This window comes from Streptomyces sp. NPDC096324 (assembly GCF_044763015.1).
GTDB lineage: Bacteria > Actinomycetota > Actinomycetes > Streptomycetales > Streptomycetaceae > Streptomyces.
This window is the reverse complement of sequence record NZ_JBIWFK010000002.1, coordinates 640,565-656,621: the sequence shown is the minus strand read 5'-3', so window position 1 is coordinate 656,621 and position 16,057 is coordinate 640,565. Positions and strand designations below refer to the sequence as shown.

The following is a 16,057-nucleotide window of genomic DNA, read 5'->3' as shown; positions in this document are numbered from 1 at the left end:
GTACGACTCTCTGAGACGCAGAGGAACCCCTGCTTTGCCCCGCTCTGGGGGTTCCTCTGCGTGAAGTCCCTGCAGGGGCTCTCCAGGCCCTTGGGCCCCGGTACGGCGTTATGCCGTGCCTGCTGAGCACGGATGGTTGGAGCGTCGTTCGTCGTACGGTATTCCCCTACTGCTGGTGCCGGGTGGCGGAGTCGTCGATCTCGTTAGTTGCCGAGAGATGTCCGTGCTGCTGGTAGGGCATATCGTCTGGGTGCTTGTCGAGCCTGGTGCGCCGCCACGCTGCGTCGAAGGACAGGTTGCCGCGGCTGGCCCGTGCCTGCTGCCACGCCCGCCAGCTGGTCCAGGGCGAGAGCAGCCATCGCCAGATTGACGTGCTCACCGGCCCACCATGCTTTCGAGGCTGAGGAGGCCAGCCGCCGCTCTGCTTACGACGCGCCCTCCGGTTCCGCTGCGGCGTGACCATTCACCAAGGCTTGTGCTTTCGCGGAGTGGTGCGGCCGCTGGGCGCTGTCCATTCCCGCGGCCATAAGGGTGTAGAGCATGCGTTTCTGGGTGTGGTCAGGGAAGCTGGCAAGGAATTCACGCAGCACTTCGACGGCCTCGTACTCGACGCTCCGCTCGTTCTCGGGGCGATGCCGGATGAGGTGCGTCAGTTCCGCGGCAAGTGCATCGGTCTTCTGCTGCCGCAGTATGTCGCTCACGGACTGCCGCCTCTGAGCGGCCAACAGCGCAGCCACTGCGGCGCGGTCGTCCGGCAGCAGCTCGAGTGCGAGCTGGGCCGTGAACTCCACGGGAGGCTCTGTAGGTAGTTGACGCAGTCGGGCGAGGTGCTGGCCGCAGACATCCCGCGCCGAGGCGAGGCCGGGCCGGGTCGTACGTTTTCGAGACCTCGTTCGCAGTATCCCTGAGCGTGGTGCGCACCGCCCCAGTGATCTCCTCGACGGAGCTGGGATAGGGCGGCTCCGTTAGCACTGTGGCTGTGATCCGGGCGGTGAAGCCGATCCCCGGACAGGGACTGCGCAGCCGGACCTCGAAGCGGATAGGCGCCGCCGTACCGCTTTGCGCGCACGGCGGCGCGCCCGTCGTGTAGAGGCCATCGATCGGAACCCCGCCGAGGCGTGCTCGTGCCCGGACACGAGGGAAGACAACGCCGGCGGCAGCCGGAGATTCTTGCGCAGGTCGATGACGGCCTCACCGTCGGCCACTCCCGGCTCACCGAAGATGAGGGCCGAGACCGGAGAAGCAACCAGGTGCCCCAGGATGATCTGGTTGAGGAAATCTGTCAGCAGCTCGGTTGGCATGTCCGTTGCTTTCCGAGCCTCGGCCCAGGCCGTCAGCAACTGCCGGCATTCGGCCTCGACCCGGGTGTCGGCCAGGGCGGCGTTCCAGCCGTCCGACAGCGCTTCCCGGACGTCGCGCTGCTGCTCGGCTGCCGCCATGCATGACCTGCAGAAGGTACGGGTCCACGCGTGGATCTAGCAGCGACAGGAAGGCTCGATGCCCCGCCAGGTGCATTCTCTCGGTGGCCCATCTGATGATCGTGCTCCATACCCGTGGCAGCTGGCCGTCGCGAGCGGCGATGTCCCGTAGTGCCTCTTGCGCTGTCTGTACGGCCTCGTCCGGCTCGGGCCGATCGAGGATGTGCCGCAACCGGACGAGGGCCTGCTGCGGATAGTGATCCGCGAACTCCCCCTGGCAGAACAGGGCGACGACGGTAGCTACTGCTTTCGAAGGCTCCTTGCTCCATGTCCGGCACGTACTTCCTCACCGAGGAGCGCACGGCGGCAGGGCATCACCGCAGCCCGCTGCACCATCGAGCGTCTCGTGCGCAAGGACGGCCTGGGCCCTCGCCTCGCAGGTGGCGGTGGATCCGTCGGGCTCCCGGGCTCCGTGGGTCTCACCGGATGCGTCATGGATGCGGTGGATGTGCTGGATGGGCTGCTCGTCGAGCTGTCGCCGGACAGACTTCGGGCGTCGGCGGCGGGCGTTGTATGCCGAGACCGAAAGGTCCAGTTCCCGGCATGCGGGCTCGACCCCGTCGTCGTCGCGGAGGTGGTTGATCACCGCATCAGCCTCGTGCGGACTGGTCGAGTTCCTTCGCGAAAAACACCGAAGCGGCTTTGAGGATCTCGTTCGCCCGGCGCAACTCGGCTACTTCCTCACGGAGTTGGCCCAGCTCGGCCCGTTCGGCGGTGGTCAGCAGATCAGGCCGGTCACCCTTGTCGGCCTCGGCCTGGCGGACCCATCCGCACAGAGCCTCCTTTTGGATGCCCAAGTCCTTCGCGACGTGAGCCACCGGACGGCCGGAGTTCTGGACTCACGGACGGCTCGCTCGCGGAGCTCGTCGGGGTACTTCCGTCGTGCAGGCATCGGACCTGTGTTCTCCCACCTGCCGAGGCGATCATGCCTGGCTTCAAGGCCGCTACAAGATCCGGTTCAGCTCACAATGCGTCAGGCCTGCCCAGCACAAGGCGAAGAGACCTGTGCGTGAGCTGTGACACGTCCGGTTGACCGCCCCCGTAGCGTGAACATTTACTGTCCGGGACCGCTTATCAAAATTCCATATATGGGGGAACTCCGTGAAACCGGAGTGGGGCTCCGTGGCGCCCGCGTACAAGCCGCGAAGAACCCGCAGACTCGTAGGAGGCGTAGCCGCTACGTTCGTCCTGTCGATGCTGCCGACGTTGCCCACTGTGATGGCACACCAGGCGGCTGCGGCCGGCGCCTCAACCGTTCCGGTGGACGCAACGACTGCCTCGGCTCGGGCGCACGCTTCCGGCGAACCGGTGGAGGTGACAGCTGACCGCTCGGAATACTCCACGACCAAGGCGAATCCGGACGGCTCGTTCACGCTGACGCAGTCCACAACGCCTAAGCGCGTAAGGGAGGACGATGGGCGTTGGGGTCCCGTCGACCCTGTCCTGGAAGTTCGGGCCGACGGACGGATCGCGCCCAAAGGCGCTGTTGTGGACCTGTCGTTCTCCGGTGGTGGCTCGGGATCGGACATGATCCACCTGGGAAGGAGCGGCCGATCCGTCACCCTCGGCTGGGAGAACTCCCTTCCCAAGCCGACGTTGGAGGGTCCGACGGCAACCTACGCAAACGTCTTCGACGGGGTAGACCTTCAACTGACGGCCACGGCCGAGGGCTACCGCGAAGTCCTGGTGGTCAAGACACCTGATGCCGCACAGAACCCCGCACTTGAGCAGGTACAGCTTGCGGCATCGGGCGATGGGCTGACAGTTGCGCCAGGTTCCGGAGGTGGTTTGCGGGCCGTGGACGAAGACGGCAACGCCGTCTTCCGCGGTCCGGCCGGACAGATGTGGGACTCCGCCGGTGACGACACGTCAGGTCCGGCAACGCAGCTGATGCGTACTGCGCCCGCGACGCCGAGCGACGGGCAAGGACCAGACGATCCATCGCAGCCCGGACAGGGCGATGCTACTGCGGTTCTGCCCGTAAGGGTCGACGACGGCGCTGTCGCCGTGCATCCCGATCTCGGCCTGCTGCGCGGCAAAGACACCGTTTACCCCGTCTATATCGACCCGTCGGTCGGCCTCGGTGTCTCGGAGCGTACGAAGCTGTCTTCTGACGGTGACAAGTTCTGGATGTTCGACGGGAGCAAGGGCGTCGGCAAGTGCGGCACCGCAGACGGCTACTACTGCGGCGGCGGCTATGTCGACCGGATGTACTTCGAGTTCGCGCCCACCAAACTGGCTGGCAAGCGCGTACTCGATGCCACGTTCCGAGCCCACGAGACCTGGTCGTTCAACTGCAACAAGCATCCCCTCGACTTGGTGCGCACCGAAAACATCTCGGAGGGAACCCGCTGGCCAGGACCCAAGCAGCTGGACCTGATGGGTGACCAGGACGTGGCAGCCGGTCGCGGTGATCTGTGCAGCCCGGAACAGCCGGACAAGTGGATCGAGTTCAACGACAACGCGAAGGAATCGGACGAAAACCTGACCAGCACCGTCCGGTCCTTCGCGGACGGCAAGTTCAGTCGTCTCACGCTCATGCTGCGGGCCAAGGATGAGAGCGATCCGCGCGCCTGGAAGCGATTCGACGACAGCGCCGAACTGCAGGTGGTCTTCGCCTACAAGCCGGGCCTACCTGGCGACGTCGGTCTCATCCCGGGGGATGGAAGGACAGGCTACTGCAACAAGTCCGCCTCCAACCCCCTGGTCGTAACCCGCAAGGACCCGATGGTTCAGGCCCGTGTCGAGACACAGGTCGAATCGCACAAGGGTGATGAGGAAGGCTCATTGCAGGCCGAGTACGTTGTCGAGCGGGGTGACGACGCGGCCTGGCACCCGGTGTGGAGCGGGCACATGCCAGATACTGGCTGGCACTCTGACGGGACACTGGAGAAGATGCGTACCAGCGACCGTGCCGACAAGGGCCTGTACCGCTACAAGGCACGCACCCAATCCCACTGGTCCTACGCCGGCAAGAGCGGCGATCTGTGGTCCTCCTACAGCCCATGGTGCTACTTCAAGATCGACTCTTCGGCGCCGAAGGCTCCGCGAGTCACCCCCGGCTCCCCATACACCGAGTGCGACGCGACGGTGTGTGAGGGCAAGGGTGGTCCTGGCATCCCCGGATCCTTCACCTTCCAGCCGAATACCGCGGACATCGACACCGCCGGGCACACCGACATCACTGGCTACGAGTACAAACTCCTCTCCACACGAGCAAAGACGGTCACCACCAGTCCCCTCAAATCCCAGGTCAAGGACGTGACACCGCCCTTGGGAGGCACGCAGGTGCTGTCGGTGCGGGCCAAGGACGTGCACGATCGGTGGGGGACACCCCAGGAGTTCGTCTTCAAGGTGTCACCCGCCCAGGAGGCGGTGGGCCGCTGGCACCTCGATGGCGTCCCCGGTTCAGGCACCATGACAGCCAAGGACACCGCCACCGAAGGCACCCGTCACGACGCCACCCTGGTGGGCGCGGCAGGGACGGGCTGGTCGACACGCGCCCGCCGCGGCGAGTCCGACTACTCGCTGCGCCTGAACGACAACACCACAGATCCTGCTCAGCAGACGGGATACGCGGCGACCGCCGCCCCGGCGATCAACACGCAGGACTCGTTCACCGTCTCGGCCTGGGTGCAGTTGGCGAACGCCTCCGCCAGCCGAGTCGTACTGTCCGAGCCCGGCAGCGACGGCAGCTCGTTCACCCTGTACTACTCCGCCTCCTACAAGAAGTGGGTGTTCAACCGGACGGACAAGGATTCGAAGAGTCCCGTCTATGTGCGCTCGCTCGCGGACCGCGACAACCCGCCGCTCAACGTGTGGACACACGTGGTGGGGGTCTTCAAGACCGAGGGTGACGACAACCTTCCCGACAGCGACCCGACCAACGACACCATCCAGTTGTTCATAAACGGCCAGCCGCAAGGAGACCCGGTACTGCTCTCCAAGGCGGCTCCCGACTACACACCGTGGGCGGCCACCGGCGGCCTGCAGTTCGGCCGCTCGAAGACAGGAGGCACGTACGGCGACTACCACTTCGGCCTCCTCGACGAAGTTGCCGTGTGGCAACGCGCCCTGCAGCCCGCCGAGGTGGCCGACGAGGCCCAGCTGCGCCAGAACGGTGTACCGGTCAGTGAGCTGGTCGCTCAGTGGGATGCCACTTCGGCCAAGGGCAGCGACATCCCAGAGAGCACGGCCTACCCACTGCCGCCCATGAAGCTGTCGCCCAGCGGAGCCACGGTGAACGAGGACGACAACGCCCTCTTCCTGGACGGCGCAACGCAGTACGCCGCCGCTACAGGCCCCGCGGTGGACGAAACCGGATCGTTTACGGTGTCGGCCACCGTACGTCTGGACTCGAAGGCGCTTATGGCGAAACCTGCCGGCTATCAGGCCCAAGTGGCTGCTCAGCGCATGGGTGGGGAATCGTCATGGGCTTTGTGGGTGGTCAAGCCTGCCGATGAGACCTACCAGTGGAAGTTCACCCGCACGTCAGTGGACTCGTCCGGCAAGGTGACCCAGCAGGCCGACGTACCCGCCGCAGACGCGGCGGTCACCGACTCATGGGTCCAGATCACCGGCGTCTTCGATGCTCAGGAGCCCTGGGAGTGGACCGATCCTTCCGACGGCACTAAGACGGAGACCCGCTACGGCAAACTCCACCTCTACGTCGGTGAATTCGACCAACCTGCTGACGCGGCCGCGTTTGCGACACCGCAGCAGGGCAGCGGCGAGCTCAGCCTGGGACGCGGTACCACGGGCGGCAAATCCGGCAACTACCTACTCGGTGGCCTGCAGGAACTGAGGATCTGGGCCGGAGCCATGACCACCGACCAGATCCGGTCCCAGGTTCTGGACAGCCCCGACACCACCTGACGCACAACGCTTTGGCACAGGCGGCCCGCTCACCGAGCGGGCCGCCCGGGCCGCCCTGCTCCAGCGCGGTCCGATCTGTCCCCCTCGTTTCCAGCCGCACGCGTCCGAACCGACCGGTCAGACGCTGTGCAGGAAGAACCACGATGAATCTCTTTGGCACACCCAGGCCTCCCGCAGGCCGCAGCGATAGGCCCAGACGACGCTGGCCTCGCCGCATCGCCGCATCCACAGTCCTCGCACTTCTGCCCGGCCTGCTCACACCCGTCGCCTTCGCGACGAACACCGACCCGCTGGGCCGCCCGCATCTCAGGGCCCCGCACTCCACCAAGGTCAGCCCGTTCACCGCCCAGGTCAATAAGAAGACCGCGGCTGTGGTCGCGAAAGCAGCCGCCGCCGACCGGACCGCTGCCGCCCGGGCTCGTCATGACCAGCAGCGCGACGTCACCTGGCCGAAACCGGGCACGGCTTCGCTGGTCGTCCCGCGCAAAGGCACCAGCAAGGCCAGTCCCGGATCACTGCCGATCACCGTTACCGCCCCGGGCAAGGACAAAGCAGTCGGCTCCGTCACTGTCGAGGTTCTCAGCCAGAAGACGGCCGCCGAACTCGGCGTCAAAGGCGTGGTCCTCCAGGTCACTTCCACCAGGAACAGGACTGGTGGCAAGGTGAGGCTCGGCGTCGACTACTCGGCCTTCGCCGCCGCCTACGGCGGAGACTGGGCCGGTCGGCTCCAGCTGACGCGCCTGCCCGACTGCGCGCTGAAGGAACCATCCGCCGCGAAGTGCCGTAACCGCAGCGGTCTGAACGCCGTCAACAACCGCGCGAAGGACAGCATTTCGGCACCGCTGAGCCTGGCTGCGCATGGGCGTTCATTGATGCTGGCCCTTGCAGCGGGCGCCCAGTCGGGCGCTGGCTCCTACAAGGCCACACCACTGTCAGCCTCCTCCACCTGGGAAGCCGGCGGCTCGTCGGGCTCGTTCACCTGGTCCTACCCCCTACGGATGCCGTCGGCTGCTGCGGGCCCTCAGCCGGACCTGTCCATCTCGTACGACTCCAGTACTGTCGATGGGCAGACAGCCAGCTCCAACAACCAGGGCAGCCAGATCGGCACCGGCTTCGATCTGACATCGTCCTACATCGAGCGCAGGTACGGCTCCTGCGACGACGACGGCCAGGAAGGCAAGGACGACCTGTGCTGGAAGTACGACAACGCCTCTCTCGTCCTCAATGGCAAGGCCAGCGAGCTCGTCAAGGACGACACGACTGGCAAGTGGCACCTGAAGGACGACGACGCCTCCACCGTCACCAGGTCCACGGGCGCCGACAACGGTGACGACAACGGCGAGTACTGGACGGTCGTCACGGGCGACGGCACGAAGTACGACTTCGGCCTGAACAAACTGGACGGGGCTGGCAACACCGACCGCACCAACTCGGTGTGGAGTGTGCCTGTGTTCGGCGACGACGAGGGCGAACCCGGATACGTGAACGGCAGCTCCTTCTCGGAGCGTGGCAAGACCCAAGCCTGGCGCTGGAACCTCGACGAAGTCGAGGACATCCACGACAACGCCATGTCCTACTGGTACACCGCTGAGCACAACAATTACGACAAGCTCGGCGACGACAACACCGGCACGGACTACGTGCGCGGCGGCTACCTGAAAGAGATCCGATACGGACAGCGCGCCGATGCACTGTTCTCCGGTTCCCCTACTGCCTCGGACAAGGTGGTTCTGAGCTACGACGAGCGCTGCCTGGCTGCCGGCACGGGCTGTGACTCGCTGACCGAGGACACCCGGGACAGCTGGCCGGACGTGCCGTTCGACGCGATCTGCAAGGACGGCGACAAGTGCACGGGCAACGTCGGACCGTCCTTCTTCACCCGTAAGCGGCTGACAGGCATCACCACATATGCATGGAATGCGGCTGCTTCCGCGCCCGCCTTCGAGCCAGTGGACACCTGGGCGCTCAAGCAGATGTACCTCGACCCGGGCGACACGGGTGACTCCACCGACCAGTCTCTGTGGCTGGACGAGATCAAGCACACCGGCAAGCGTGGCGCCGACCTCTCGCTCGACCCGGTCCAGTTCAGCCACGTCATGCTGGCCAACCGCGTCGACGGCAAAGCCGACAACATCCTGCCGCTCAACAAGCCCCGCCTGAAGACAGTCACCTCGGAAACCGGCGCGCAGACCATCGTCACCTACATGGACGCCGACTGTACAGACGCTGGCACCAAGCCCAGGGTGGACGAGAACACCAAGCGCTGCTATCCCGTGTACTGGGCACCCAACGGGGAGAAGGAACCGATCCTCGACTGGTTCCAGAAATACCCGGTCAGCTCGGTATCCACCACCGACCCACAGGGCGGCTCCGAGGCGGTCCAGCACAACTACCGGTACTCAGGCGGCGGAGCCTGGCACTACGACGACAACCCGCTGACGCCGACCAAGGAGCGCACTTGGTCCATCTGGCGGGGCTTCCAGCAGGTCAGCCACCTCACCGGCATCTCCACCGGCACGCAGAGTAGGGAAGTCACTGTCTACCTGCGCGGTATGAACGGCGACCGTGTCCTCGGCTCCGACGGGAAAACCCTGGATCCGGACAGGCACAAGAGCATCAAGGTCGCCGGCGTCAAGGCAGACGAGATCACCGATGCCGACCAATACGCGGGCTACACCCGTGAGTCGGTGACGTACAACGGTGACACGGAAGTCGGCGGCACGATCAGCGACCCCTGGTCGAAGCGGACGGCGACCCAGCACAAGTCGTACGCGGACGCCGAGTCGTACTACGTGCGCACCGCCGACACCCACACACGCACCAACGTCACCAGCAGGGTCGCTCCCTTTGACCGCGTGCACAGCGTAAAGACGACCTATGACGACTACGGGATGGCCGCTACAGTCGAGGACGAAGGCGATGACGCGGTCAAGGACGACGAGAAGTGCACCCACACCTGGTACGCACGCAACGACGACGCGGGAATCAACACCCTCGTCTCCCGCACCCGCACAGTGACCGCCACCTGCGCCACCGCGGACTCGGCACTTGATCTCCCCGCCGACGTCAAGCGAGCCGGTGACGTCATCTCCGATGTCGCCACCGTCTACGACGACGCGACGGCCACGGCCTGGTCGGCCTCACAAAAGCCCACCAAGGGCGACGCCAACTGGACCGGTCGGGCGAAGGGATACGGCGGCGACAACGCCCCGATCTGGCAGAAGGTGTCCACGACCACGTACGACACCCTCGGCCGCCCGAAGACAGTGAAAGACACGCACGACCTGCCGGTATCCTCCACCACCTACTTCCCCACGGGAGTCGGGCCTCTCACCTCCGTGGCAGTCAGTGACGCGAAGACGTACAAGTCCACCACGGCGCTCGACTTCGCGACCGGCGCTACGCTCAAGGTCACCGACCCCAACAGCAAGGTCACCGAGAGCGAGTACGACAGCCTCGGCCGCGTCACCAAGATGTGGCTCCCCAACCGCCTCAAGGCGCTGGGCAAGACACCGAACTACGTCTACGACTACCACGTCACCAGTGCGGACCTGTCCTGGACCTCCACTGCGGCCCTCAAGAACGACGGCTCCGGCTACAACACCGCCTACGAGTTCTACGACTCCCTCCTGCGCCCCCGCCAGGCGCAGGTGCCGACACCACAGGGCGGACGGCTCGTCTCCTTGTCGCTCTACGACGCACGAGGCCTGGTAGTCAGCCAGCAGTCCGAGATCTGGGACAGCACGTCGCTGCCCAGCTCCAAGGCCACTGAGATCTCCGGAAGCCAGGCGCCCCTCCAGACCGACACGACGTATGACGGCGCAGGCCGGGCCACGAAGGCCGCGACCAAGGTCCACGGCATCACCCGCTGGGCCATCGACACCACCTACACCGGCGACACCGTCGCCACCACCGCTCCGAACGGCGGCCAGGCGACCGCTGTGGTCACCAATACGCTCGGCCAGACAACACAGCGACGTGAATACGCTGGTGCGACGCCGACCGGAGCGGACTACACCACGACCGATTACACCTACACCCCAGCCGGTCAACCGGAGTCGGTCACTGGACCCGACCAGACGAAGTGGTCCTACACCTACGACTTGTTCGGCCGACAGACCACAGCCACAGACCCTGACAAGGGCAAGAGCAGCACCGAGTATAACGATCTCGACCAGGTCGTCAGCACCACCCCGAGCAACGATGCCTCGAAGAAGCTGCTTTTCGCGTATGACGAGCTGGGCCGCAAGACCGGTATGTGGCAGCTCGAGAAGACAGACGCCAACAAGCTTGCCGCCTGGGGATTCGACTCGGTGGCAAAAGGACAGCCGGACACCGCGACCCGATACGACGGCGGCGTATCCGGCAACGCATACACCAGCAAGGTCACGTCCTACGACCCGATGTACCACGTGACCGGCAGCCAGCTACTCCTGCCCGACACCGACCCCCTGGTCTCTGGCGGTTACGTCCCGAAGGCACTGTCGTTCAGCACGGGCTACAACCTGGACGGCACAGTCAGCCAGTACTCCGTACCCGCTGCGGGTGGCCTGGCGGCCGAAACGATCTCCTACACCTCCAACGCCCTCGGAGGACAACTCACCGCGAAGGGCACCACCGGCTACCTGCAAGGGGCCACCTTCTCCCCACAGGGCGACCTGCGTCAGCTCACTCTGGGCATGGACGGCGCGTCGTCGGCGAAGAAGGCATACCTCAACTGGGACTACGAGGAGGGCACCGGTCGCCTGATCCGCTCCTACGCCACCGATGACGTGCACGGCTACATGCCGCAGGAGCTGAAGTTCACCCAGGACGACGCAGGCAACGTCACCTCCATCTTCGACGCCACCACGCAAGGCGGCACCGGCAAGGCCGACCACCAGTGCTTCTCCTACGACGGCAACCGCCGCATGACCGAGGCCTGGACACCGAAGACCGCCAACTGCGCCGCCTCCGGTCGTACGGTCGCCAACCTTGATGGCGCCGCCCCGTACTGGACGTCGTACACGTACAACGATGCTGGCCAGCGCAAGACCGAGACCAAGCACACCACGTCGGGCGACGAGGCGACCGCATACACCTACGACGACACGACGGACACCAAGCCACACACACTGGACAAGACGACAGGCGCCCGCGCCGGCACTTACCACTACGACAGCAGCGGCAACACCACCTCCCGCCCCGGACCCGATGCCCAGCAAACACTGGCCTGGAACACCGAAGGCGACCTGAGCAAGCTCACCGAAAACAAGAAGGAGACCAGCTACCTCTACGACGCCAACGGCGAACTACTGATCCGCAGGGCCAAAGGCGACGGAAACACGATCCTCTACCTGGGCGCCGGCACGGAACTCCGCCTGACCACCAAGGGCACGACGAAGACCGCGTCCGGCACGCGCTACTACACCGCGAACGGTCAGACCATCGCCGTCCGCACGGCAACCTCCGGAGTCCCCAGCGCGACGCTCAGCTTCCTGGCCGGCGATCACCACGGCACTTCGAACATCACCCTGGACGCCAGCACATACGCCGTGGCAAAGCGCTACAGCACGCCGTTCGGGGGCCCGCGCAGCACCAAGCCCCCAACGTGGCCGGACGACAAGGCGTTCCTCGGCAAGCCGGCCGACGACGCGACAGGCCTCACCCATGTGGGCGCCCGCGAATACGATCCCGGCATCGGCCAGTTCATCAGCGTGGACCCGCTCCTCACGCTCGACCAGCACCAGTCGCTCAACGGCTACGCCTACGCGAACAACACACCGGTCACTTCCAGCGACCCGTCCGGTGAGGCCGTTTGCCTGCAGGACGGCGTGTGCGGTGGCACTAAAACTGTCGAAGAATACGCAAAAAAGCAGAAGAAACTCAATCCCAAACAATATGACGGAATAGACGACCTAACCGGGAAGCCCATCAGTTGGGCCAACGGGTTTAGCTACTACAGCGTCTCCTCCGATACCCCGATTTTCATGGGCGCGGCTGCCCCTGAGGGTGTGCCGGCCCTCAAGGGTTGGGACAAACCGGAACATCGAACCTGGCTGCAGTACCTCTTCGGCGGCGACGTCAAGAAGTCCTTCAAGAGCTTCATGGGGGAAGTGACCGGACCGCCTTGCTCTCCCGAAGTCGCATGCGGAATCGTCATGGCCCCGGATGGCCCATCCGGCGGTCGCCCTGGGGCCGGCAAGCAGGGGCCAGAGGCTCCTGTGTCCAGAGGCCGTCTGCAGCAATTGAGCGGTGACGCTTACGAAGTTTCTCTGATGGAGCGCTTTGGTGGAAAGGCTGGGCCGGACGGGAAGCCGGGGTTCAAGGTGGGCAAAAGGCAGTTCGATGGACGTTACACTCCCGAGGGGTCTCCGCGAGAGGTGTGGTATGAGGCAAAGAGCGGGGAATACTGGGACCGCCTCAATCGCGACCCCGACGAGATGCTCACCTTCAAGTCGAAACTTGGCGAATCTCGGAAGATCGCGGCAGAAAATAGTGCAGATTTCCGAGTGATTTCCGAGAATCCGGTCCCGCAAAACATGCAAGACTATTTCAACAAGAAGGGGTTTGAGTGGGAAGTCGTTTCCCGGGGATGACGTGGGAATTTAGTTAGAGTGCAACCCGGAGGGGTGCCGTCGGCGCCCCTCCGGTGTTCTAGTGGGGAGCGGTTTTCATGAGCAGGCGTGTCAGTATTAAGTTCGAATTCAGCAACAGACTGTCAATCCCGGAAATCATCGAATCGCTCACGCGGGGTGCTTGGCGATTGGATGACGGCGGTCGTATCAACTACCTCGTAGAATCGGATATGACTGATTGGGACACCAAGCCCCTTGATGCCGCCCCTACTGTTGTCCAAGAGATGGAACGAGCTCGACAGGCTCATGGGGCCTGTGCAGTGATCCTCACCTGGGGGGCCACGGGGATCGGAGGCTCCTTCCTCATTCTGTCTGGCGGGCAAAGAATCATAGTGGATCCGAGAGTCGACACTGTTTACCGCAAGGATGCCGACAGCTATGTCGATTTCGAGTGGTACCTCGCGAAAATCCTTCCTCTGGTCAGTGGCCTCGGACTAGTCGGCTACACAGCCACAGATTTGCCAACTTGACCATGACGCCATCTCGCTTGGCCAGTCTCCCCGCGTGTGCCCCTCTTCGCAGGCCGCCCGCCGCTGAGTAGCGGCCATCCTCTGACCCGGCACACCGGCTCGGAGGATGGCAAAAACAGGGTGCCCCCGGCGCTCTTCGCGCCGTCGGGCGAATTGCATTGGGGATGCCTGCCTCCGTCGGAGCCAGGCATGGGAAAGCCTCCAGAACAGGAATCCTGGAGGCTTCGCTGGCACCGCTTGGAGGTCGGTTCCGGGCGCCACCCATGGTCTTTTGCGGGTCTGGGTGGTGTCCGTGTCTTTGCGAGACGGCTCCCAGAATTCCAAATGATGCACGCTCTCCGCACGACTCCCAGAAGACTTCAGGTCCAGCAAATCCCCAACCAGAGGCGGTCACAGGGGTTCAGACCGGACCGCTGGGGCTCGTCAAGGTCCAGCCGACCACCGCTGAGCTGATACTTCTCGGTGACCTAACGCGTCGCCAAGCGGCCGACTGCCACAGGAAGCTCGATCGTGACGGGCAGGTCGCCCGGTGGGAGGAACGGGAGGGTCTTGCCGAACACGGGCATCGCATCACCGTAGCCATAGACTGCCACTTGGCCCGCGTCGGCGGCAGCGGCAACCAGTCGGCGCACCGGCATGAGGGTGGGTGGCCACTCAGAACATGTCGCGGCGCTCCGGACCGGCACGCGCTCCCTTCCAACGTCCATCGGGTCTGGGAGAGCCTGTGTGCGGCGGTGGTTGGCGCGGCAGGGGTGGAGTCCCGCCAGCACCCCGTGAGGTATCGGCGGCCGTGCGTGACCGCATTGAGGTCACGCCGTGGCGTGGGGAGCGAAGACGCGCACTGCCTCGCGGGTCTACGCGCATACCTGACATTTGCTGAGACCGGGGTGGTCGTCTCCGCGAGCGAGCGCCAGACAGCGCAGGAGGCCGGGATTCCCGGCAGGCGCTGCGGCTTGGGTACGAGGCTGTTCTGAAGCCGGGTGGATGGCTTCGCCGGCTGCGGAGAGGTCATCGCAGGGAGGGCGCTACCTGGTATTTCGGTTGCGGCCCCGGAGCAGTCACAGTTCGTCCTTTCTCATCACCAGACCGCGCAGTTCGCCCGGCTGGGCACTTGAGGAGTGGTCGCCTTTCGAGGCGACTGTCTCGGGAGGCATCGACTCCACTGTCATGTCTGTGTGCTTGGGACAGTGCATCGAGCGCGGCTCCGGCCGCTGTGGCGCAGCTGTCGGCGTCGGCGGCCTCGAGCAGCACCGTGGCCGCCTCCAGCTGTGCCGCCTGCAACTCCGCGCGGGCTTCCGTAGCGGCCTCTTCGAGGTTGGTCAGGGGCCATTCTCGTTCCCGGATCACGTCAGCTTCGTCGGAGACGTCGGGCTCGACGAGGTCTGCCCGCCGGGCGTCGACGTTGCCCGCTACCTGAACTACCACGAGGATCCGGGAGGGCTCTCGCTCGCGTTGGGGAGGGACGCGATCACCAGCGTTCAGCGGATCGCTGTTCCGCTCCCCGGCACCTGGGATGGCGGCTGGGTGTGCGATGTCGTTACGGCTTTCGAAGGCGTGAGAGCGGCACCGTCGTCCCGGCGACCGGCAAGCTGGGCCTCTTGCTGCAGTCGTCGCCACGCGTAGTTCTGGGCCGAGAGCTCAGTGCGTCCCTGGCCGACCGGTTGCCGGCCGACCTTCGGGGCCAGTTCGCGTCGGCTGCGGCGTTCGCTGAGGGGGATGCCAAGCAGTGGGCGCGCTGCACGAGCAGCCTATTCGACCTGATCGACGATCCGACTCGCGTGCTGGCTGCGCTCGACCAGCAAGATCCCTGGGATGTCTGAGAACGGCCTCGTCCGCTCCTGAGGGGCGGGAACCGGAGGTCACTGTCGGTCTTCCAGGTTGGACTGCCCTGAGTCGGGAGAGCGGGAGCAGGGGCTTTGGGGCTGGCTGCCGTCCCGAGGAACCAGGTTGAGCTCTGCCGCGCTTGCCCGACCCGCAGGCGCCGCAGCCAATCGCTGGTTGGAGGACCGTCTCGTAGACGGCCGGGAGTGCCGTCCGGGAGATGCTGGCTTCTTCCGCGGTCTGCCGCTCACCGGCGTGATGCAGGAGGCCGCCCGCTATCTCCGCGAGGTTCAGGCGCGCTCGCAGTACCCGCAGCGCGGTGAGGACCTCGTAGGCGCGCTCGAGCCTCTCCGCGGTTCTTGTACTGGTGACTGAGGATGAGGAGCTGGCCCACACCCCGGTGGATAGTCCAGATGGAGGCCGATGCGTGTCCCGGCTGGTGCACTTACGGATCTCAGTGGTGTCCTCTTGGGGTTTCAGTCATCAGCGGCGTTGTCACGTCCGGCCGATGGCAGCAAAGGGTCTCCTCAGGGACACCACCGGGACTCGAAGATGTCCATGTCGGCAGAAGAGCAGGTCAGGCTCAACTTCCGAGAAGCATCCTGCGCGGTCATCCACAGCGAGGACCCAGGGGGCGACGGTCGGCGATTCCGGGTCGGCGAAGAGCGCGACGACACCGACGGCCTCCGCTGACCTGAGCGCGCACAAGGGAACACCCCAGTGGGCGTCAGGGAAGTCACAAGGGTCGCCCGGGCCTCGCAGGGCGACTGTCCGCAGGCTCGTTCCTAGCGGCCTG

7 protein-coding genes and 1 pseudogene are annotated in these 16,057 nt (G+C 65.1%); 4 read left to right on the top strand and 4 right to left on the bottom strand.

Annotation, left to right across the window (positions count from 1 at the left end):
• Positions 1–166: 166 nt before the first annotated feature.
• The 4 genes and pseudogenes from ACIQ7M_RS06365 to ACIQ7M_RS06350 form a co-directional block, all read right to left on the bottom strand.
• Positions 167–379 (bottom strand): hypothetical protein, encoded by a 213-nt coding sequence (locus ACIQ7M_RS06365; RefSeq protein ID WP_403640334.1) that lies wholly within the window; start codon positions 377–379, stop codon positions 167–169.
• Between the two features lie 46 nt (positions 380–425).
• Entirely contained in the window at positions 426–791 is a 366-nt protein-coding gene (locus ACIQ7M_RS06360) for a hypothetical protein (RefSeq protein ID WP_403640331.1), read from the bottom strand.
• A gap of 174 nt (positions 792–965) precedes the next feature.
• Positions 966–1,439, bottom strand: coding sequence for a hypothetical protein (locus ACIQ7M_RS06355; protein ID WP_403640328.1), 474 nt, complete (start codon positions 1,437–1,439; stop codon positions 966–968).
• A gap of 629 nt (positions 1,440–2,068) precedes the next feature.
• Positions 2,069–2,299 (bottom strand): annotated as a pseudogene (locus ACIQ7M_RS06350) (transposase); the annotation flags it as partial.
• Between the two features lie 373 nt (positions 2,300–2,672).
• On the opposite strand from ACIQ7M_RS06350, the gene ACIQ7M_RS06345 reads away from it, so the two are divergent.
• The 4 genes from ACIQ7M_RS06345 (at position 2,673) to ACIQ7M_RS06330 (ending at position 15,260) form a co-directional block, all read left to right on the top strand.
• Positions 2,673–6,353, top strand: coding sequence for a LamG domain-containing protein (locus ACIQ7M_RS06345; RefSeq protein ID WP_403640325.1), 3,681 nt, complete (start codon positions 2,673–2,675; stop codon positions 6,351–6,353).
• Positions 6,354–6,496: 143 nt separating this feature from the next.
• Positions 6,497–12,931 (top strand): RHS repeat-associated core domain-containing protein, encoded by a 6,435-nt coding sequence (locus ACIQ7M_RS06340; protein ID WP_403640322.1) that lies wholly within the window; start codon positions 6,497–6,499, stop codon positions 12,929–12,931.
• Between the two features lie 77 nt (positions 12,932–13,008).
• Entirely contained in the window at positions 13,009–13,440 is a 432-nt protein-coding gene (locus ACIQ7M_RS06335; RefSeq protein ID WP_403640319.1) for a hypothetical protein, read from the top strand.
• A 1,598-nt stretch (positions 13,441–15,038) separates the two neighbouring features.
• Positions 15,039–15,260 carry a hypothetical protein gene (locus ACIQ7M_RS06330; protein ID WP_403640316.1) on the top strand — a complete coding sequence of 74 codons (222 nt, stop codon included), beginning with the start codon at positions 15,039–15,041 and terminating at the stop codon, positions 15,258–15,260.
• The last annotated feature ends 797 nt before the right edge of the window (positions 15,261–16,057 follow it).

Bases quoted from the DNA above. Each gene is read 5' to 3' on its own strand.
- ACIQ7M_RS06335 (WP_403640319.1), top strand. From the start codon at position 13,009: ATGAGCAGGCGTGTCAGTATTAAGTTCGAATTCAGCAACAGACTGTCA.
- ACIQ7M_RS06355 (WP_403640328.1), bottom strand. From the start codon at position 1,439: ATGGCGGCAGCCGAGCAGCAGCGCGACGTCCGGGAAGCGCTGTCGGAC.
- ACIQ7M_RS06345 (WP_403640325.1), top strand. From the start codon at position 2,673: ATGCTGCCGACGTTGCCCACTGTGATGGCACACCAGGCGGCTGCGGCC.
- ACIQ7M_RS06340 (WP_403640322.1), top strand. From the start codon at position 6,497: ATGAATCTCTTTGGCACACCCAGGCCTCCCGCAGGCCGCAGCGATAGG.